General features: G+C 44.3%; 22 protein-coding genes. 9 read left to right on the plus strand and 13 right to left on the minus strand.

Annotated features, from left to right (window positions below; all coding sequences use genetic code 11):
* Window positions 1-22 precede the first annotated feature (22 nt).
* Entirely contained in the window at window positions 23-778 is a 756-nt protein-coding gene (locus DKT73_RS16545; protein ID WP_111639658.1) for a DUF481 domain-containing protein, read from the minus strand.
* Window positions 779-1,005: 227 nt separating this feature from the next.
* Entirely contained in the window at window positions 1,006-1,530 is a 525-nt protein-coding gene (locus DKT73_RS16550) for an RNA methyltransferase (protein WP_111639659.1), read from the minus strand.
* 199 nt (window positions 1,531-1,729) lie between these two features.
* Between DKT73_RS16550 and DKT73_RS16555 the strand changes: the two genes are divergently transcribed.
* The 3 genes from DKT73_RS16555 to DKT73_RS16565 all read left to right on the plus strand — a co-directional run bounded on the left by DKT73_RS16555 (window position 1,730) and on the right by DKT73_RS16565 (window position 5,004).
* Window positions 1,730-2,590, plus strand: coding sequence for a TraB/GumN family protein (locus DKT73_RS16555; protein ID WP_111639660.1), 861 nt, complete (start codon window positions 1,730-1,732; stop codon window positions 2,588-2,590).
* A gap of 192 nt (window positions 2,591-2,782) precedes the next feature.
* Window positions 2,783-4,075 (plus strand): NCS2 family permease, encoded by a 1,293-nt coding sequence (locus DKT73_RS16560; RefSeq protein ID WP_111639661.1) that lies wholly within the window; start codon window positions 2,783-2,785, stop codon window positions 4,073-4,075.
* A 185-nt stretch (window positions 4,076-4,260) separates the two neighbouring features.
* Window positions 4,261-5,004: a class I SAM-dependent DNA methyltransferase gene (locus DKT73_RS16565; protein ID WP_111639662.1), complete on the plus strand. Its 744-nt coding sequence runs from the start codon at window positions 4,261-4,263 to the stop codon at window positions 5,002-5,004.
* A gap of 20 nt (window positions 5,005-5,024) precedes the next feature.
* Here the strand turns inward: DKT73_RS16565 and DKT73_RS16570 are convergent, their stop codons facing one another.
* The 3 genes from DKT73_RS16570 to DKT73_RS16580 all read right to left on the minus strand — a co-directional run bounded on the left by DKT73_RS16570 (window position 5,025) and on the right by DKT73_RS16580 (window position 7,642).
* Window positions 5,025-5,246, minus strand: coding sequence for a hypothetical protein (locus DKT73_RS16570; RefSeq protein WP_111639663.1), 222 nt, complete (start codon window positions 5,244-5,246; stop codon window positions 5,025-5,027).
* A gap of 327 nt (window positions 5,247-5,573) precedes the next feature.
* The gene (gene cpxA, locus DKT73_RS16575) at window positions 5,574-6,956 is read right to left on the minus strand and encodes an envelope stress sensor histidine kinase CpxA (protein ID WP_111639664.1); all 1,383 of its coding nucleotides are present in this window, start codon (window positions 6,954-6,956) and stop codon (window positions 5,574-5,576) included.
* Window positions 6,956-7,642: a response regulator gene (locus tag DKT73_RS16580; RefSeq protein WP_111639665.1), complete on the minus strand. Its 687-nt coding sequence runs from the start codon at window positions 7,640-7,642 to the stop codon at window positions 6,956-6,958. Before DKT73_RS16580 ends, cpxA begins: the two co-directional genes overlap by 1 nt.
* Before the next feature lie 252 nt (window positions 7,643-7,894).
* Here DKT73_RS16580 and DKT73_RS16585 point away from each other — a divergent pair, with 252 nt between their 5' ends.
* Complete coding sequence (locus tag DKT73_RS16585; RefSeq protein ID WP_111639666.1) at window positions 7,895-8,401, plus strand: CpxP family protein; 507 nt, start codon at window positions 7,895-7,897, stop codon at window positions 8,399-8,401.
* Between the two features lie 88 nt (window positions 8,402-8,489).
* Here DKT73_RS16585 and DKT73_RS16590 read toward each other — a convergent pair whose 3' ends face one another.
* Complete coding sequence (locus tag DKT73_RS16590) at window positions 8,490-8,768, minus strand: hypothetical protein (protein WP_111639667.1); 279 nt, start codon at window positions 8,766-8,768, stop codon at window positions 8,490-8,492.
* A gap of 212 nt (window positions 8,769-8,980) precedes the next feature.
* Between DKT73_RS16590 and DKT73_RS16595 the strand changes: the two genes are divergently transcribed.
* Window positions 8,981-9,526, plus strand: coding sequence for a hypothetical protein (locus DKT73_RS16595; protein WP_111639668.1), 546 nt, complete (start codon window positions 8,981-8,983; stop codon window positions 9,524-9,526).
* Window positions 9,527-9,615: 89 nt separating this feature from the next.
* On the opposite strand, the gene DKT73_RS16600 is transcribed toward DKT73_RS16595, so the two are convergent.
* From DKT73_RS16600 to DKT73_RS16610, 3 genes are all read right to left on the minus strand, one after another.
* Entirely contained in the window at window positions 9,616-10,614 is a 999-nt protein-coding gene (locus tag DKT73_RS16600) for a branched-chain amino acid aminotransferase (RefSeq protein ID WP_111639669.1), read from the minus strand.
* 269 nt (window positions 10,615-10,883) lie between these two features.
* Window positions 10,884-11,765: a diguanylate cyclase domain-containing protein gene (locus DKT73_RS16605; protein WP_111639670.1), complete on the minus strand. Its 882-nt coding sequence runs from the start codon at window positions 11,763-11,765 to the stop codon at window positions 10,884-10,886.
* Between the two features lie 160 nt (window positions 11,766-11,925).
* A complete protein-coding gene (locus DKT73_RS16610; protein ID WP_111639671.1) occupies window positions 11,926-12,243 on the minus strand; it encodes a DUF1294 domain-containing protein in 318 nt (105 codons plus the stop codon).
* A 145-nt stretch (window positions 12,244-12,388) separates the two neighbouring features.
* On the opposite strand from DKT73_RS16610, the gene DKT73_RS16615 reads away from it, so the two are divergent.
* The gene (locus DKT73_RS16615) at window positions 12,389-13,120 is read left to right on the plus strand and encodes a tellurite resistance TerB family protein (RefSeq protein WP_111639672.1); all 732 of its coding nucleotides are present in this window, start codon (window positions 12,389-12,391) and stop codon (window positions 13,118-13,120) included.
* A gap of 56 nt (window positions 13,121-13,176) precedes the next feature.
* Here DKT73_RS16615 and DKT73_RS16620 read toward each other — a convergent pair whose 3' ends face one another.
* The gene (locus tag DKT73_RS16620) at window positions 13,177-13,623 is read right to left on the minus strand and encodes a DUF1499 domain-containing protein (RefSeq protein ID WP_111639673.1); all 447 of its coding nucleotides are present in this window, start codon (window positions 13,621-13,623) and stop codon (window positions 13,177-13,179) included.
* A 97-nt stretch (window positions 13,624-13,720) separates the two neighbouring features.
* Here DKT73_RS16620 and DKT73_RS16625 point away from each other — a divergent pair, with 97 nt between their 5' ends.
* The 3 genes from DKT73_RS16625 (at window position 13,721) to DKT73_RS20080 (ending at window position 14,852) form a co-directional block, all read left to right on the plus strand.
* Window positions 13,721-13,966 (plus strand): type II toxin-antitoxin system CcdA family antitoxin, encoded by a 246-nt coding sequence (locus DKT73_RS16625; RefSeq protein ID WP_111639674.1) that lies wholly within the window; start codon window positions 13,721-13,723, stop codon window positions 13,964-13,966.
* On the plus strand, window positions 13,966-14,283 hold the full coding sequence (locus DKT73_RS16630; protein ID WP_111639675.1) for a CcdB family protein: 318 nt from the start codon (window positions 13,966-13,968) through the stop codon (window positions 14,281-14,283). Before DKT73_RS16625 ends, DKT73_RS16630 begins: the two co-directional genes overlap by 1 nt.
* A 344-nt stretch (window positions 14,284-14,627) precedes the next feature.
* On the plus strand, window positions 14,628-14,852 hold the full coding sequence (locus DKT73_RS20080; protein WP_157959198.1) for a hypothetical protein: 225 nt from the start codon (window positions 14,628-14,630) through the stop codon (window positions 14,850-14,852).
* Between the two features lie 310 nt (window positions 14,853-15,162).
* Here the strand turns inward: DKT73_RS20080 and DKT73_RS16640 are convergent, their stop codons facing one another.
* From DKT73_RS16640 to apbC, 3 genes are all read right to left on the minus strand, one after another.
* Window positions 15,163-15,741, minus strand: a complete 579-nt coding sequence (locus DKT73_RS16640; protein WP_111639677.1) for a hypothetical protein — start codon at window positions 15,739-15,741, stop codon at window positions 15,163-15,165.
* Window positions 15,742-16,729: 988 nt separating this feature from the next.
* Window positions 16,730-17,314 carry a dCTP deaminase gene (gene dcd, locus DKT73_RS16645; RefSeq protein ID WP_111639678.1) on the minus strand — a complete coding sequence of 195 codons (585 nt, stop codon included), beginning with the start codon at window positions 17,312-17,314 and terminating at the stop codon, window positions 16,730-16,732.
* 9 nt (window positions 17,315-17,323) lie between these two features.
* On the minus strand, window positions 17,324-18,394 hold the full coding sequence (gene apbC / locus DKT73_RS16650) for an iron-sulfur cluster carrier protein ApbC (RefSeq protein WP_111639679.1): 1,071 nt from the start codon (window positions 18,392-18,394) through the stop codon (window positions 17,324-17,326).
* Window positions 18,395-18,477 lie beyond the last annotated feature (83 nt).

Raw genomic sequence — 18,477 nt, forward strand, 5'->3', positions numbered from 1 at the left:
ATAAAAACAATATTATGAGCTTTTAAAAAGCATAAATTAACGTGACGCTGGTAACGGAATCTGTTTTCTCTCTCATGTCCAAAGAGAGGCTGTTATGTGTGATATTGTAAGCCGCCTTCATACTCAAATTGTCTCTTAACTTCGAGGTGATAGAAGATTCCGATTTAGACGCTGTGTTTTTATTACTTTCCAACGCCACATCACTGCCTAACATTTGAGTGAATTTTACCTCAGGACTAAAGTTGTATTCATACTCCATTTGTAAATGCACAATGATTGAGTCTTCTACCCCGCCATCGTCTCTTCGGTTAAATGAGTAACCAGGACCGATGTTGTAATCTAAAAACGAATCTTGGTCAGCAAACAGCCTTTTAGAGTAACCAAAAGCCACGGTATTTTGATAATCGTAGCCACTAAAACGGTCGTCAGTGTAAGAGCCATAAACAAACACTGATGAATTCTCAGGACTTAACTTATAATCACTTTGCGCCGAGAAAAATACTTTTTGAGCGGTTGTTTGATCATCTCCTTCATAAGTATTGCGTTTGTACAAAGCATCAAATTGATATTTATTTTTCCACTCTCTAAAATCTTGCTTAATCGTCGCTTTGCCTTTTACGGCGGAACTCTCTGTATTTCCTGTTGTTGCAATCACCCCAAGCTCAACCTCAGCACTTAGTGGCTCCAAAGGTACTTCTAATTGTCCAGGCTCACTCGCATGAAGCGATGAAACGGAACAAGCCAAACCGGTCAATATCGATAGCAGAAGCGGTTTCATTGGAATGTCTTCCTTTTATCTCATCAAACAAACTCCGAAGTGGTTAAAAGGAAAAAAGGGGGAAACAAAAACACAAAAGACTAACACAACGCCAAGACTTGTCCCCTTTCCTTAACGACCATCAGGCTTAGGGACATTCTTACATTGATAGCAAAATATCACAGTCAAAATTCCGTTAACTATTTGAAAAGTAGTAGATAAAAAATACAGAAGCCTTACACAACAACTCAAACACGCACTTTAACGTTATTATTTATATCTTTACTCTGACAAATGAGGTCATCGCCTGCAAAAGCTCGGGCGGACTTTGCTAACCGGTCATACAGTAAAACATTGACGGATGCCGCAAGATTCATGCAGCCAATCGTGGGAACAAACACCACAAAATCGGCTCTATCCACCAATTTTTGATCAATCGTTCCGTCTTCTGGACCGAATATATAAAGGGCGTTATCTGGATGCGAAAAACCAGGTAACGGTGTTGCCCCTTGGATCAGATCGACGCAAACAATCTTCGTCTCAGGACTGACCGCATCAATCAAGGTATCGACCCCTAAAGAGTCAATATGAATAAGTGGAATCGTGGTACTCACCTTTTTGGTATCAGTCGACATTTTGACAGCGCGATCATAACGATGACCAGAGTATAAAACCTGATCAGCTTGATAACACCCAGCAGCCCTCATCACAGAGCCAACATTGGAAGCACTTTTAGGATTGATTAAACCAATAGAAACACGCTCTTTTTTCATGACAGATTCACAACGCTCACAAGAAACAAAACCAGAATAATAGCATTGTTTTGGTCAGAACAAGACGGTAGAAGCAAGTTAGAGGCTGAGCAAACAATAAGAAAAAAGAAATACATCCTTCCCTCCTCGCTTCCGTTGAACCGTAAGATGAGTACACTATGAGACACAAAAGCATTTAGATACCTTATTTAGGACAACTATGAATCGCCTTAAAAAACTTGGTCTCACCTTACTAACCGCTGCCACCTTTGACACTCAAGCAGCCTCTGTTTGGAAAATAACCTCAGATACAAATACGCTCTACATAGGCGGCACCATTCATTTACTAACACCACAAGACTATCCTTTACCCTCGGCATACGAGAAAGCTTATCAAGCCGCGGATAAAATCGTCTTTGAAACCAACATGGAAACCATCAGTACCCCTACGTTTAAGCAGCAAATGAAAAAAGAGCTGTCTTATTCTGACGGCACGACCATTGATAAAATCATTTCACCTGAGACCTATCAAACGTTAAAAATCTATCTAAATGCTCGTCAAATACCTTTTACTGCTGTGCAAAACTTAAAACCCAGTGCCTTAGCAATCTCTCTTAGTATGATTGAGTTAAAACACTTGGGATTTACCAGTGAAGGTGTCGACCAATTTTACGCTCAAAAAGCCAAACAGGATAACAAACCAAGCGGCTGGCTTGAGGAACCAGACACACAGGTCGCCATACTGAGTGAGGTCAACGCTCAAGACAGTAACGATGTCATCAATTATGCCCTCTCAGACATAAAAGACATGCCAAACAACATGGAGAAGCTAAGACAGAGCTGGCGCAACGGTGATATGGAAGCCATGGCAGAGATAGAACTCAAAGACTTTCAAAAAGATTACCCAGAGGTATATCAGACATTATTGGTGAAGCGTAACAATCTTTGGCTGCCGCAAATCGAACGCATGCTAGAAAACAAAGGCACAGAATTTGTCATGGTCGGAGCCATGCATTTGGCCGGACCAGACAGCCTACTCGAAAAACTCAAAGCCAGTGGCTATCAAGTCACTAAGCTTTAAAGAAAACGATTATTTATTGCAATTTTTCTCCCCAAAGCATCGCGAATTTTTTATACTTGGCGCCGAAATAGTTAGCTGACCAAATGATCAGTGTCAAAACCCCTCTCGGCGCATTCTATTATCAGCCTGCATTCTGGTATGTCGGCTAACAATAGAATGAATATCGTCGGCCCATTAGCAAAAGGTTCCCCTATGCTCGAACGTTATTTCCAACTTAAAGCGCACAACACGTCGGTACGTAATGAAGTCATCGGTGGTGTTACCACCTTCCTAACCATGGCTTACATTATTTTTGTTAACCCTTCAATACTGGCTCAAGCCGGCATGGACCAAGGCGCCGTATTCGTAGCGACTTGTCTTGCTGCCGCCATTGGCTGTTTGATCATGGGTCTCTATGCCAACTACCCAATTGCCCTAGCACCTGGTATGGGCTTAAACGCCTTCTTCACTTATGGCGTCGTCCTTGGTATGGGCTATTCTTGGGAGCAAGCGCTTGGAGCGGTATTTTTATCCGGTATTTTGTTTATTTTTATCAGTATCTTCCGCATCCGCGAATGGGTAATTAATGCCATTCCTTCCTCATTAAAGTTAGGCATTGCGGCGGGTATCGGTCTTTTTTTAGCAATGATCGCCCTACAAAACTCAGGCATTATTGTTAAGAATCCAGCCACCATGGTGTCATTAGGGGATCTATCTTCACCTTCGGCTATTTATGGCTTGCTTGGCTTCTTTGTTATCTGTGCTTTGTCGTATTTGAACATCACAGGGGCTGTGATGATCGGCATACTTCTGGTTACTGTTTTGTCAATGTTGCTTGGGCAAAATGAATTTGGTGGGTTAGTATCTGCGCCACCTTCTATTGCACCTACTTTCCTTGCCATGGACATTGAAGGTGCCTTCCAACTCAGCATGCTAAGTGTCATCTTTGCGTTTTTCTTCGTTGATTTATTCGATACCTCCGGCACACTCATTGGTGTGGGCCAACGAGGAAAGCTGTTAGACAAAGACGGTAACTTACCACGTCTTAAGAAAGCCTTGCTTGCCGATTCAAGTGCCACTGTGGTCGGGGCGGCTTTAGGCACCTCTTCTACCACCAGCTACATTGAAAGTGCTTCTGGCGTTTCTGCTGGTGGACGCACAGGACTCACGGCAGTGGTCGTGGCCTTGTTGTTTTTATTGAGTCTTTTCTTTGCCCCCTTGGCAGGCTCAATTCCAGCGTATGCTACCGCTGGGGCTCTAATGTACGTGGCTGTATTGATGACAAGCAGCTTAGCCCATGTAGATTGGGATGACATAACCGAAGCCGCTCCCGTATTGATTGCAGCGTTCACTATGCCACTAACCTACTCTATTGCAGATGGTATTGCTCTGTCTTTTATCAGCTACGCTGTGATCAAACTGTTGTCTGGTCAAGGTAAAAAAGTCAGCCTTGCTGTCTATATTCTAGCGGCTTTGTTTATCGCCAAGTTCTTTATTTTCGTTTAAAGAGAATCGCAAAAGACAAAAAGCAGAAGTAAAGTCACCCTTTGCTTCTGCTTTTTTATGCACCGCAAGAACCCACGCACCACGGTCCCCAGTATTTTTAATAAAGTCTTGCTGAGCCTAGTAGTCGTGCGACGATATCTGCTATATGATTCGCCCTCTTTTTTTACCCTCCAAGCGAAGCAAACATGTCTGACAATGTGCTCTATACGGACTTATCCGGCTACTACGACTTAATGTGTGCCGATATTAATTATCAAGCCCAAAGCAATAACGCCCATCGTCTGCAGCAAATATTCGGTAACGGAGGAAAACGGCACTTAGATCTTGCATGCGGCACAGGGCCGCACATTCACTATCTTAGCCAAGAAAACTATCAATGCAGTGGCTTAGACATCAATCAGCCTATGCTAGACCTTGCCAAGCAACGTTGTCCTCAGGCGCAATTTGAACTGGGCAATATGTGCGAATTTGAAGTGGCCGATCCCTATGACTTTATTACCTGCTTTTTATATTCTATCCATTACAGCGGTGACATACCGCGTTTAACACGCTGTATCGACAGTGTACATAAAGCGCTGAATGTCGGAGGCGTGTTTTGCTTTAATGCCGTCGATAAAGACCACATAAACAATGCTTTATCGGCAAAACACAGCGTTGTACAGCAAGGCTGTCGGTTTTCTTTTGGATCGTCTTGGTACTACCTTGGCGAGGGAGACACACAAACACTCAAGCTAAGCATTGAGAAAACCAGTGCCGAAACAACACAGGTATGGACAGATGAACATCCTATGGTCGCATTGAACTTTAACACCTTACAGGCATTGTTAATGCCCTACTTTGACATTCATGTTTTCGAGCATGAGCACGACAAAATTGTTCCATGGGACAAGGTGTCTGGTAACGCTATATTTTTGTGTGTAAAGAAATAACAACGTAACTCAGCAGCCAATTAAGATTCGTTCATCGAACGGTATTTTAAAATCAGGGCAATGATCTCGTGGTCACTAACCGTTGAAGATAAAGATTCATTCATGGAGCGTCGTTGTGGTAAGCGTATATTAAATTTACTTTTTAATATATTCACAACTTGTGAGTCTGAATTAGGGTCAAACACTTGACTGGCAAAAATACAAATACGTTGTAGTACAAACTCTTTAGCGGTATTTATCATAAGGTTCCTATGATGTTAAAAAAACGTGACTTCCCCTTCGTTCTTGCTACTCAATTAAAGCGTAATTTCAGATAAAAGAAGAAAACAGATTTAAGGTGTTTCGTTTGGGATAAGTAATGAACAGAGCACTTGAGGAATATCAGAACTTGCATCGAACTTCAGGCTATTATCTGTCTAGAGAGACTAAAGAACTGATTCGTACCTTCCCTAAGCACGATCAATCATACTAATATGAGCCGAATCCATGGCTTTGTCTACTATTCCTTTCTATTAAACACAAAAAGTCGGCAATAATGGCTCATTAGGTCATTCTATAGGGCTCCCCACTTATAATGGTAAAATCACCTCCACCAATAACCCACCTAACTCACTGCGAGCCGCGGTAATCGTGCCGTTATGCTGACGAATGGCATTTTCAGCAATTGCCAATCCTAACCCCGCCCCGCCACTGTGACGGTCACGCGCGGTCGAGACACGATAAAAAGGCCGAAAGATAGAATTCAGTTCTTCCTCTGGCACCCCATCGCCATCGTCTTCGACTCGAATAAGCAAACCGTTAACCTTATCAGTTAAGGTGACACGAACTTGCTGCTTACCATAATAAATCGCATTACGAACAATATTTTCCAATGCACTCATCAACAACTGAGGGTGACACGTCAGCGACCGATCTGGAACCTCTGATGCTAACAGTGTTTTGCCCATTTGCTCTGCTTCAAATTGGCAATCGGCTAAAAGCGCATCGCATAAGCTAGAAAGCGGTTGTACTTCTCTACTAAGATGGCTGTCTACTTGCATACTCGATAACTCAAGCAACTTAGCAATCATTTGCTCTAAACGTTGCGCTTCTATGTCAATACGCGTTAAATCTGGGCTTTCGCCCAGCTTTCTGTTGGCTAATGCTTGCGCCATTCGTAAACGCGTCAAGGGCGAGCGTAATTCATGAGAAATATCTGACAGCAAACGCTGTTGACGGGAAATCATCACATTAACCGCAGCCACCATCTGGTTAAAACTGGCCCCTGCTTGACGAAACTCCGACGTCCCTTTTTCAAGTTCTGGATCAATTTCAAACACGCCCTGCGCGACTCGCTGAGCTGCTTTTTCTAAACGACGAGCAGGCTGGCTCAAGGCCCAAGCCAACCAAAGTAATAATGGCGTACTCACCAACATGACCGCGAGCAACAAACGCAGTGGATGATCAAACAGTTGCAATAAAAAGTGTGGTGGCTCACTCCAACGAGTACCGATATAGAGATAATACTCCCCGTTAGCCAAACGAATGGGCAAGGGGCCCGAAATCATCGTTTTACCATACAGTTTCTGTTGCGGGTTTTGAGGATTATCAATGGTGGTCACAAAATTTCGCAAGGCTTTAAAAATAAAATCTGGACGCCGGTCTGAGGTTTGAATATTGCCATCACGATCCGTAATAAAAAGCCGTAATCTATTATCATCCGGGCCAGGACCGCGATGCGCACGCCCCTCAAGATGCTCTAACACCCTCCCTAAATCCTGAGCAGAAGAAAACGCTTGCTGCACACTGTCTCTTATTTCCAACATGCGCTCATAATGAGGGGGGGCAATATCTCTACTTTTACGAGGATCAAAATGTGGTAGCGCCAGCACCGCCAAAATCACCAAAAAGATAGTAAACCAAAAAATAGCGAAAATACGCCCATACAAACTGGTGATCTTTGGCAAACGCATCAATCCCCCTCCACCAATAAATAACCACGCCCGCGAAGGGTTTTAATTCTCGTTTTGCCATTAGGCCAATCAGGTAGCTTTTTACGCAAATTCGATACATGCATGTCAATGGCTCGATCAAACGCCGCCAAACGCTTACCAAGCACATCTAGGCTTAGCATTTCTTTGGTTAATACTTGACCAGGATGAAGCACAAAATAATGCAGCAAAGCAAACTCAGTGCTGGTTAACTCCAACAAACCACCATTACAATAAGCCTCTAATTTACCGGGATAGAGCTTGATATCACGGTACACAACCGCGTCATTCTGTAACGACTCTTTATTATTTTGAGTGCGACGCAAAATCGCACGTATTCTGGCTAATAGCTCACGCTCACTAAACGGCTTTGGTAAATAATCATCTGCACCCAGTTCCAGACCCACCACACGATCAATCTCATCGCCTTTTGCGGTCAACATTAAAACCGGCACATCCCATTTTTCTCGCAACTGCTTCAAGGTTTCAAAGCCATTTAATTTCGGCATCATGACATCAAGCAAAACCAAATCAACGCGACTGTCCATCGCCTCTAAGCCCGCCATACCATCGTAAGCTGTGCAAACGGTGCAATTTTCAAACGACAAGACCTCTTTGAGTAAATCGCTTAATTCAACATCGTCATCAATTATCAAAATATGTGGCATTCATTTTTCCTATCTAAAACGGTTCCTGCACATCAGTAAAACATAAGAGGTCACGTCAAACATGAAGAGCCCGTCACCTCCTCAACTCTCTAAGGCTATTTTACGTCGAAAAAAGCAAACTGATGCCGCCTTTACCCTACTTTACTTTCCTAATACGTCACTTTACCTAGCAATCTGTATTCTACCTCCATGCGCAAAAAGCGCAGTGTTAATAAAACATCAAAGTATCTCATCCGATAAAAGGAAGAAAATATGAAAACGGCAAAAAAACTGATTTTAGCTTCTATTGTTCTACCATTGATATTAAGCACTACTAGCGTATTTGCCCACGGTGGCAACGAACCTCATGGTCCTCGTGGCGAATGCCGTCCAGGCTTAGACCGCGACATGATGAAAGAATTGGATTTAACCGCCAGTCAAAAAGAACAATTCAAAGAACTTCGTCAAGCCAACAAAGAAGCAATGAAAGAAAAATTTAAAGACAAACCACAGGCTGACGACGCAATGCGCGATGCGCATTTTAACAAACTAAACGACCTACTTTTGGCTGACAAATTTGACCCTGCTAAAGCCACAGCATTAGCCCAAGAAATGGCCAACAAACAAGTAGAGCGCCAAGTAGACATGTTAAGCAAACAACACAAAATGCTAAGCATCCTAACACCGGAACAAAAGGCAAAATTTATCGAACTGCAAAAAGAACGCATGGAAGACTGTGCCGACGACATGCCTCGCCATCACGGTAAAGACCGAAACTAATTCAGCACAGATTAAAAAAGCGGCTAATAAAGTCGCTTTTTTTTGCACACAACATAAGAGCTGTCCGTTAAGCTGACATCTAACGCACTTAACGGCGTTTCCACATCCGTGCCACGGCTCTATCGCTGCCTAACCACCCCACCACTTCACACACCAAACCCGTCAGAAAAAACAGCATAATAGGTATAAAACCCGCTACCTCTCCTGTTTTAATGGTCATTATCAAAGAAACACTCGCGATCACCAAACAAAGCCCTCCCAAGACAATCAAAATCGTTCGATGGGACGGTTTGTAATCATATTCCCCCTCCCCAGATTCAAACATTCCTAATATTGGAGAACAGAGTTTTGTTAGCATTTCTTTCATCAATAATCGCCTTAGTCAGGTAAATTCACAGTATTTTTTAAAGAAGAATCGCTTTTATATCATTAAGTTAAACAAAAATACCTTGTTTATCAAAAAACAACACTTCGTATTGGTTAAATATTACTCAAAACGTGCCGATCACATATAAGCAAGTTAATGCATCAATCCGTTCCTGTAACGGCTTTTCTCTTATTGGATAAATGGAGAAGAACATGAAAACGATACGAATTTCCAGCTTAGCCGCCACGGCATTTGCCCTTTCTATGACGGCTCAGGCAGAGTCGTTTACCTACTTAGACTATGGTTTTGGTAGCATAGATCCCGACTATTCCGTCTCAGACGACGATTACGCCTCTCTTTCTGGGGCATTCGAAACCTCAAGTGGTCCCTTCATTGCCTTTGAATCAACAGAGTACGGCAGCACAGATGTGATGGCCATTGGCGCTGGCGCCTACGCACCAATAGGAAGCCAATCAAACATATTCGGCATTCTACAGTATGTGGAAGTCGACCTTGGCAGAACGGATGAAACAGGTTACAGAGTATCACTGGGCGTGAGAAGCACCCTAAGTGACCGTATAGAACTAGAAGGTAAAATTAAGCACGATGATGTTTTTTCTGAAACCGACACCAGCTTTGCGGCGGCACTCAGATTCTACATAAGCAAGAACTTCTCTATTGCAGCCAACTACGATGTAGCACAAATCAACGACAATGATCAAAACGCCCTATTTGCCTCACTAAGACTGAGTTTTTAATCTTAAAAATGGGAAGTTTAAAAAACACATAAAAAACGGATTAACACAAGTTAATCCGTTTTTAGGACTATCAGAGCCGCTCTAATAGCTTAGCAAACCTTAGTTAGCCAATTATGTTTGTCTTCTGATTTGCCCCACTGAATGTCATTCAAGGCTTGACGCAATTTCTGAGCAATCGGACCAGGCTCGCCTGTACCTACTTTGTACTCTTTATCGTTATGAATAAAAGTACCAACAGACGTCAATACCGCAGCCGTACCAGACAATACCGCTTCCGCCTCAGGTTTAGCCGCACGCTCTAGCAACTCAGCAACCGTCAAATCACGCTCAGACACCGTCATACCCATGTCTTTTGCGATGGTCAAAATAGAAGAACGCGTCACACCATGCAGGAAGCTAGAATCCAAGCCTTTGGTAATGATTTCATTGCCATCAATCAACAAGAAGTTAGCCGCGCCGGTTTCTTGTACATCGCCATTTGGACAGAACAAAATCTGGTCTGCTTGCACTTCTACTTTGGCTCTAGAAATGGGTCCCAAAGCACTGGCGTAATTGCCACCGCTTTTGATCATGCCCATGTGAGGCGCACAACGCATACCCGTTTCATCCAGCAAAATACGCAATGCCTTAGCGCCACCCGTGAAATAATCACCCACAGGAGACAACAAAACATACAACATAGACGTAAGCGTCGGCGCGGCCGCTTTACCCACTGCCGCTTCGGTACCAATATGAGTTGGGCGAATGTACATAGATCCTGGTGGCTCTGGCACATCTGTCGCAAATTCAGCAACCGCATCAAGAATCATTTTAGAAACTTGTGCTTCATCAATAATAGGCAAAGACAATAGACGACTGCTTTGTGCTAAACGTTTAATGTTCTGGTCCATACGAAACACATGTACGCTGCCATCAGCATGACGAAACGCCTTCAAACCTTCAAAACATGTACTTGAGTAATGCAAAACGTGTGCACCAGGATGCAATTGAATGCTATCCGACGCGACAATACTTGCTTCACTCCATTGATTATTTTCGAATGTTGCCAATGCCATTTTAGGCATAAACACGCTACCAAAAGCCGCCATTATTGTTTCCTATATAATTAAATGATTACCGCAACATCAGCCATAAGACCGATATTATAAGGACTCTAGAATTTGCTTATCGCCTAATTACCCGATAATAAAACGGAAACCCGCTTGAAGAAAGCAAATCGTAAACCACGGATCGAACAGACTGTGTATTTCCGGTATATTTGCCAATTTGCACCAGAAAATCGACTGACAGAAGAGTGACGAGACACTCAAAGATATTACCTTCTCGCCAACACGGGCTCAATAACCCAACGTAAAAATCACAAAGAAGGTGCCAAAATCACGTCATCACCCCCACTGTTTTTTGCTTTGTACATAGCATGGTCAGCAGCCTGCACTAATGCCAACGAATCCTTACCACAATCTGGATAACGCGCCACACCGATACTGGAAAAAATCTGCAATGACAAACCATCCACCACAAAAGCCTGAGCCAACTTAGCGCGAATTTTGTCTGCCACCGCCAACACCGACTCGGTCGATTTCGTCTTGTTTAAAATGATCAAAAACTCATCACCACCCAAACGCCCAACCGTATCTGATTTGCGCACACAATCGACCAGCCGCTGAGCGATCTTTTGCAATAAAATGTCACCCACGGCATGGCCATAATTGTCATTAATCTCTTTAAAGCCATCAATGTCCACAAACAACACTGATAACCCCTCTTTTTCTCTGTCAGCCAACGCCAGTGAAGCCTGTAAACGATCTAACAGCAAGGTTCGATTAGGCAAATCCGTCAGATCATCATGGCCTGCTGCATAAAGGAGCTTCGCTTCCATTTCCTTACGCTCAGTAATGTCATGGGCCACAGCGATCCTTACCTGATGCTCTTCAGACCAGCGAGCCGACCACAAAACATACACCACTTTACCGTCTTTTCGTACCCAGCGATTTTCAAAACGTGGCGACGGCACACCAGCCAAAAGATGATCAACCGTATTGAGTGTTTTCCCCCTGTCTTCTTGATAGACAAAATCCACCATTGGCTTGCCTATGACTTCCTGTGGTGCATAGCCAAACATATCCTCAAACGCCGCACTGACAAATACAAAATGGCCAGAACGATCAACAACGCAAACAGCGTCTAACATCAGCTCCATCAAGTCAGCAAGACTAATTGCGAGTTCATTGTTATTCATAAACGGATACGCCCAAACATGTAAAAAGACAGCAGTAAAAGAGTCGGTACTTAAAGACCCGCCTTGACATAGCGTAGCCTACCTAATTGGTTATTATCTATGGAGTTCGGACAAAAAAACCATCTCGTTACATAATGTAACGAGATTAACCCAAATAAGATCAAGAGAAAAAACCACAATGGATAAAAACCCACAATACAGCAAGATTCACCACCACACTTAACCAAAACACCACAAGAAAGCGACACTTTTTCGTTTTATGACGAAATACTTTCTGCCCCAAAAGCGCCCCCGGCCAGCCACCGACCAAGGATAAAACATGCAAAGTCGATTCCCGAATTCGCCACTTCCCTCGCTTTGCCGCGGATTTATCAACGCCATAACAGCAAAAAGTCACCAAACTTAGCAAGCCATAGCAGCTCAACAACACAAGGTATTCCAATGACATAAACACCATACAACAACTTAAAAGAGGCATTTTAGCACGCTTCTCAAGCACACACTTCTTACCTCGCTAACAGCACTGCTCTTATATAGACGCAGCACAATCGATGAAAAATGAACTCTGCCGAGCTTCTTGGGTCTGAATAAAGAATAGATATATCAACAAGAGGTTTTCGATTGTGAATATTAACTCATTGTTAAACAGCATCATGGGCAACGCAGGCTCAGGCATTGACAAGGCCGTCACTAAAGCAAAATCAGGCTCTATGCCAGGTGGCTTGATGGGCGGTGCCGCGGCAGGCGGATTGGCAGCGATGCTACTGACCAACAAAAAAGCCCGAAAAATGGGTGGCAAAGCGATTAAATATGGTGGCATGGCGGCCATCGGCGGAATGGCCTACAAAGCGTGGCGTGATCACAAAGCAAGCCAAGACCCAGCACACACGTCACAGGCAGCTCAGCATCATAACGTGCACTCAAATGCCAATGTCTTACCCACCGTGCCTGCTGGTAGCATCTTCGACCTCGCAGAAGAAGACACGAACAAACCCACCAAAAGTATACATCTGATCCTTATACGCGCCATGATCAGCGCCGCCAAAGCAGATGGTCATATTGACGCAACCGAACGCGCACGCATCGAACAACAAATCAGCAACCTCGGCATTACAAAAGAAGAGCAAACATTTTTAATCGAACAACTGCGTGCCACCAGCGATCCGATTACCATTGCTCGCCTGTCTGAAAGCGAAGAACAAGCTACAGAGATTTACCTTATCTCCATGCTCGCCATCGACATCGACACAGAGGAAGAGCGTCGCTACCTAGATCGACTCGGAGACGCCCTACGCTTACCCACCGACCTGCGTCAAAACATTGAATACGAAGTAAATTACATGCAAACACCTTAACCTGAGTCAGCATGGGCAACGGCTTACACAAAAGCGTTCTGTAAAAACTCAGAGCGCTATTGCTTCAATTTACGACGAATGGCTTCCATACGCTTTCGGTTCACCCCAAAGTCGGAATGCCCAACGCGAGAAGCAGAACGAATATCAACCACTACCTGCCCATCTTGTTCTTTGGAAAACAAAAATTCCACATCATCGACAAAACGAAACACCGCCGACGTGAACTCAGCATAAATGTAATCCTCTTCATTCACCACAACCTTAGTGCGCTTCGAAGACTCCAGCACCGCCAACACCTTGTCATGGGCAGACACCTTGGAACCTTTCAACACAATAGGCTCAATGTAATGCTTATCGCCGACTGGTGCCTGACTGCTCACACAATTTGGCGAGCTAGGACAATCTGCCAACTTCCCATTGGTAACACCTAAATTCGGCATATGGCTTGAACACCCCTGCAATAAAATAAACACAAAAAAATAGAAAAGCTTTCTCGTAAACATACCCAATCCTAACATCCCACTCAATCTACACAACTTGTAAGTGTTCATTAAACAGCCTAACATGCGCATAGAAATACGCATAAACACATGGTGACAAATGCAGATACTCTTTGATTCAAAAGCGCCCAAAAAAGCGACCAACCTAAGCATCAATAGCGACTTGCTAGACAAGTCTCGTGCATTGAAAATCAATCTCTCTGCGATGCTAGAAAATGCGTTAAAAGAAGAACTCGCCAAAAAACAGGCAGAACAGTGGAAAGCAGACAACCAAACAGCAATTCAATTATACAACGAATTTGTAGAAGAAAACGGTTGTTTTGGTGACGAATACAGGACGTTCTAATGGCACAATTTGACGTCTATACAAACCCAAGCAAAGCGACAAAACAGGCTTATCCCTTTCTTCTCGACATCCAGAATTCCATCCTCTCAGACCTAGCGACAAGAATCGTCATTCCCTTGGGAAAGTTAGAACACGTTAGAAACGAAAGTATGCAGATACTTACCCCGATCATCGAATACAAGGATGAGAAACTCATTCTACTAACACCACAAATCGCTTCCATTCCAAACAAGATTTTAAAAGAGCCTATAGGCTCACTCGCCCACCTTAGAGATGACATACTTGGCGCAATAGACTTTGCCGTGACAGGCTTTTGAAATCATTTAATGGTATTGCAAAACCAATCGTAGGGCGATGAGGGAGGTACGACCGTTTTTCTGTAATAAAAGAAAGCAAAGCTTTCGCTGTAGGTCGCGGCTTTAGCCCGACATGGAATTTAGGTTCCATTCAAACGCTTTGGATTCCTGACCTTTATTCCGCCCTGCTGGGCGGGTAACTTTTTGCTAGCGCCCAAAAACTTCAGTTTAAAGGAAAGCAAAAATTCGCTTTATCGGGCTATCGCCCAAACGTCTGATTCACATTGTTTAACATCACGTCTAGCAACACGACTTTTATCGTAAGGCATAGATTGATCTTGCTACTGGAGAGAGCCTTTCCGTTAATGACTCGGAAACTCCATAGAGTCGCGCAACTTCGTCGCGTCGAACTGACTTCCAAAGTAGAAAGTAGGCCGAAGGCACGTCATTCCCGCGAAGGCGGGAATCAATCTCTTATTGGTCTACGGTATTTAGGTTCCATTCAAACGCTTTGGATTCACGACCTTTATTCCGCACTGCTGGGCGAGGGCTTAGCCCCTTCCCCTTTTGTCTTCCAAGGGGAAGGTTAGGATGGGGTTAATCTCTTCTTCGGGCTATAATCGCCCAAACGTGCCATTCACCTTGCTTAATATCCCGTTTAGAAAAACGAGTTATATCGTAAGGCATCGAATGGACTTGCTGTTCGAGAGAGCCTTTCCGCTAATAAACCTGAAACTCCGTAGGATAGAGCAATCGGGATTGTGTCGAAGGGTTTATTAACGCCGTGTTCAACGGCAGTTTGTAAGTTGTGGTTTTGTGGATTACTTTTGCGCAGCAAAACCACAAAGCCGCGACTTACAAACTGTCCAGCGCACGAAGTGCGCGGGTTACAACACTTTGTTAGCTTATTTTTCTTAAAACCAGGTCTTCGGAGTTAAGCTGTATCTTTTGCAGATGAACTTCTACTTGAGCTAAGAAGTCTAGCGAGGCTTGACACCATTCAAAGATATTAAAAAAGAAACACCAGGCTTTATCTGTCTTCCTATGTTCAGTTCCAGACAATGTTAAAGTTCCTGCCCACCATAATAAACTCTCATGTTTTCTATATGAGCCAATAGCGTCGATTTGAAACGATTTTGCATGAATAATTTTATGAAAAATATACTTTATGTCCTTTTGCTCTTTAGTTCCATCAGCTTTTATTCCTGAGTTATAGATATGAACGGAGCTGTCTAGAGTAAAACTAATGCCGTTAGATTCCAAAAGCTCTATGGCATTTCGCAGCTTGACTGCTATTTCGAGAGAATAATTGCTTACAGTAGATTTTGTATGCCGCCAGTATTGCTCTTTGGAAATGAACCGTTCCACATTTTCCACTCCTATTCCATAGCGTGAAGTAAAACTTTCCGCTGCAAGTGCCATTTGGATTAGCAGATAAAGCTTCTCTCTGATGCCATCGATTTCAATAAAGTGAGCCATATACTTCTAATATCTCTACAGTGTGCGGATTAAGCTAACAATTAAGGGTTATACAGCAGCGTAGCGGCGGATATAACTCACTGTTGAACCGCTGCGTTGTCTATATAGGGGATTTGCTTTTTTCATGGTAGGACTTCCCTGTTATATAACTCGCTGAATACCAAAGCCTGTTTGGTCTATGCCACATCTGATGATCTTTGATCGCCGCTATGTTGGTTCTTTATTTGCTCTTTTGTAGCGCGATTTGATCCGCGAGGCAAGCGATTCCCTCAGCCCTTATGATCTGATCCGTTTTTTAGAACTTACTTTTCTCTGTCGCTTCGCGAAGCGGCTCAGTTCAGCAATTAATAGTGCGCATGCTCGTTTAGTTTTTTGTCGCCCTGAAGGACGACCTACATGTGAAAGCTTCGCTTTCAGCGTCAGATCACGCCTCGTGCCTCGTCTCATCAGACCTACGTTCTTTGGAGCCTATTATTGAATTCACTATGAAGTCAGTTCGACGCGACGAAGTTGCGCGACACTATGGAGTTTCAGGGTCAGTTAAAAATACCCTTCCCTCCACCATCAATAACAATCTATGCCTTACGATAAAAATCGTCCTGCTAGACCAATCTTAAACAAAGTCAATGAGACGTTTGGGCGATAGCCCGATGAAGCGACCTTTTGCTTTCCTTTTAAACGAAAGTTTTGTGTCGCTAGACAAAAGTTGCCCGCTCAGCTTTTTCCTGAATTAAAAAGCGGAATAAAGGTTGGGAATACAAAGCGTTTGAATGGAATCTAAATTCCGCGTCGCCCTGAAGGACGACCTACCTTAGAAAATGAAAGCTTCGCTTTCAACGGCACATTACGCTGCGCTCATGATGCCCTACAAAAAAACTAGATTCAGCAATTAAAGTCAGTTCGACGCGATGAAGTTGCGCGACTTTCTATAGAACCCAAAAAGAGGCCGAGGCCTCTTTCTTAAAAAGAACCAATTTGCAATGAAAAACTAGTTCTCGCCGGAGATTCGGCTACCAACCGCGGAGGTCTGGTCTTTGTACTTGGCGTTATCCCGCTTGTTATAAGGACGTTCCGCCGACCCCGACATGGTTTCAAAGTTGATGGCGCCGATGGTCATGCCTGGGCTTAGGGCGATGGGCAGTTTGCCGCCGTTAAGAAATTCTAATACGATGCCGCCGCTCCAACCTGGGTCGATGCGGTGTGCGGTGACGTGAACCATTAAACCAAGGCGCGCTAAGGAGGAACGACCATCGAGCCAGCCGACTAGGTTGTCAGGAAGAGTGACAGATTCTTTGGTCACGCCCAGTACTAATTCACCCGGATGAATAAAGAAGGGTTTGCCGTCGTCGACGAGAATTTCGTCGCTCATGACGGATTCAATGACTTTGCTTAAATCCGCTTTTGAGCTACTTAAGTCAAGGTAAGGCGCTGGGTGACCTTGAAAAACTCGAAACGAGTTGCCCAATCGCAAATCCACAGACACACCGCTGATGACGCTGTTATCAGGGCGAGGCTCAATCACAATAGAACCTTCATCTAGGGCTTTTATAATATCTCGGTCACACAAACGCATTACTTTTCCTCAGTCGTCGCTCATGCCAATGGTCGGCATGGCTATTTGTTCATTCTGTTGGGATGCAAGGGTAGCACCAAGCTTGCGCGCAATCGACTGATAAATGCCTGCGGTATCACTTTCTGGCGCATTGACGACGATTGGTCGGCCTGCATCGCTCTGTTCACGAATCGCTAGACTTAATGGCAGTTTGCCCAGTACGTTGACGTTATATTCTTTTGCTAGGCTGGCACCGCCTTCATCGCCGAAGATGGCTTCATGATGACCGCAGTTCGAACAGATGTGCGTCGACATGTTTTCCACCACGCCCAACACAGGGATTTTCACCTTGTTGAACATTTCAATGCCACGGCGCGCATCCAGTAAGGCGATGTCTTGTGGTGTCGTCACGATAACAGAACCCGCTACAGGTACTTTTTGCGCAAGCGTCAATTGAATGTCGCCTGTGCCCGGTGGCATATCGATGAATAGATAATCCAGGTCATTCCAATCGGTTTGGGTCAATATCTGCATTAAGGCGCCAGTTACCATTGGCCCGCGCCAAGCAACGGGGGTATCTTTAGTCGTCAGAAACGCCATGGACATGACTTGCACACCAAATGCCGTAGGTGGCACAAAGAACTTGTCTTCACGTACTTGCGGACGTGTACCTTCAGGGAACCCCAGCAACATGCCTTGGCTTGGGCCATAGATATCCGCATCCAAGATACCAACACGAGCACCCTCTTTTGCCATCGCAAGGGCAAGGTTAACCGTGGTGGTGGATTTACCCACGCCGCCTTTTCCAGATGCTACGGCGATGATGTTCTTCACACCTTTTAAGCCCGCAATATTACCCTGGGTAGCGTGGCTTTTGACGTGACACTCGGTATCTAACACGAATTCGCGGGTATCTGCCGTAACGGCTTTTATCTTGGCTTCTAAAACCGCTTGCTGTGTTTGTGTAGGGTAGCCAAGCGTCAAGGTAACGTGGACGCGGTTTTCATCGCTTACCACTTGCCAAACAGCACCATAAGGCTGGCCGCTGTTGTCGTCGATTAAGGTTTCCAAAGTCGCCTGTAGTTGGGCATCGGTTAGCATGGGGGCTCCTAGTAAGGCGGTAAGATAAAGAAGGTTTATTTTATAACGTTGTGCCAAGTGTGGGGGCAAATTGCAGAAAAGCA

Origin of the sequence: Marinomonas shanghaiensis, assembly GCF_003259175.1 — a bacterium.
Classification (GTDB): domain Bacteria; phylum Pseudomonadota; class Gammaproteobacteria; order Pseudomonadales; family Marinomonadaceae; genus Marinomonas; species Marinomonas shanghaiensis.

Coding starts and splice junctions, on each gene's coding strand:
- DKT73_RS16580 (WP_111639665.1), bottom strand. CDS start 7,642: ATGCCACATATTTTGATAATTGATGACGATGTTGAATTAAGCGATTTA.
- DKT73_RS16640 (WP_111639677.1), bottom strand. CDS start 15,741: ATGGCTCACTTTATTGAAATCGATGGCATCAGAGAGAAGCTTTATCTG.
- DKT73_RS16610 (WP_111639671.1), bottom strand. CDS start 12,243: ATGCCTCTTTTAAGTTGTTGTATGGTGTTTATGTCATTGGAATACCTT.
- DKT73_RS16560 (WP_111639661.1), top strand. CDS start 2,783: ATGCTCGAACGTTATTTCCAACTTAAAGCGCACAACACGTCGGTACGT.
- DKT73_RS16595 (WP_111639668.1), top strand. CDS start 8,981: ATGAAAACGATACGAATTTCCAGCTTAGCCGCCACGGCATTTGCCCTT.
- DKT73_RS16600 (WP_111639669.1), bottom strand. CDS start 10,614: ATGGCGGCTTTTGGTAGCGTGTTTATGCCTAAAATGGCATTGGCAACA.
- DKT73_RS16585 (WP_111639666.1), top strand. CDS start 7,895: ATGAAAACGGCAAAAAAACTGATTTTAGCTTCTATTGTTCTACCATTG.
- dcd (WP_111639678.1), bottom strand. CDS start 17,314: ATGCGTTTGTGTGACCGAGATATTATAAAAGCCCTAGATGAAGGTTCT.
- cpxA (WP_111639664.1), bottom strand. CDS start 6,956: ATGCGTTTGCCAAAGATCACCAGTTTGTATGGGCGTATTTTCGCTATT.
- DKT73_RS16605 (WP_111639670.1), bottom strand. CDS start 11,765: ATGAATAACAATGAACTCGCAATTAGTCTTGCTGACTTGATGGAGCTG.
- DKT73_RS16620 (WP_111639673.1), bottom strand. CDS start 13,623: ATGTTTACGAGAAAGCTTTTCTATTTTTTTGTGTTTATTTTATTGCAG.
- DKT73_RS16545 (WP_111639658.1), bottom strand. CDS start 778: ATGAAACCGCTTCTGCTATCGATATTGACCGGTTTGGCTTGTTCCGTT.
- DKT73_RS16570 (WP_111639663.1), bottom strand. CDS start 5,246: ATGATAAATACCGCTAAAGAGTTTGTACTACAACGTATTTGTATTTTT.
- DKT73_RS16630 (WP_111639675.1), top strand. CDS start 13,966: ATGGCACAATTTGACGTCTATACAAACCCAAGCAAAGCGACAAAACAG.
- DKT73_RS16625 (WP_111639674.1), top strand. CDS start 13,721: ATGCAGATACTCTTTGATTCAAAAGCGCCCAAAAAAGCGACCAACCTA.
- DKT73_RS16550 (WP_111639659.1), bottom strand. CDS start 1,530: ATGAAAAAAGAGCGTGTTTCTATTGGTTTAATCAATCCTAAAAGTGCT.
- DKT73_RS16555 (WP_111639660.1), top strand. CDS start 1,730: ATGAATCGCCTTAAAAAACTTGGTCTCACCTTACTAACCGCTGCCACC.
- DKT73_RS16590 (WP_111639667.1), bottom strand. CDS start 8,768: ATGAAAGAAATGCTAACAAAACTCTGTTCTCCAATATTAGGAATGTTT.
- apbC (WP_111639679.1), bottom strand. CDS start 18,394: ATGCTAACCGATGCCCAACTACAGGCGACTTTGGAAACCTTAATCGAC.
- DKT73_RS16565 (WP_111639662.1), top strand. CDS start 4,261: ATGTCTGACAATGTGCTCTATACGGACTTATCCGGCTACTACGACTTA.
- DKT73_RS20080 (WP_157959198.1), top strand. CDS start 14,628: ATGACTCGGAAACTCCATAGAGTCGCGCAACTTCGTCGCGTCGAACTG.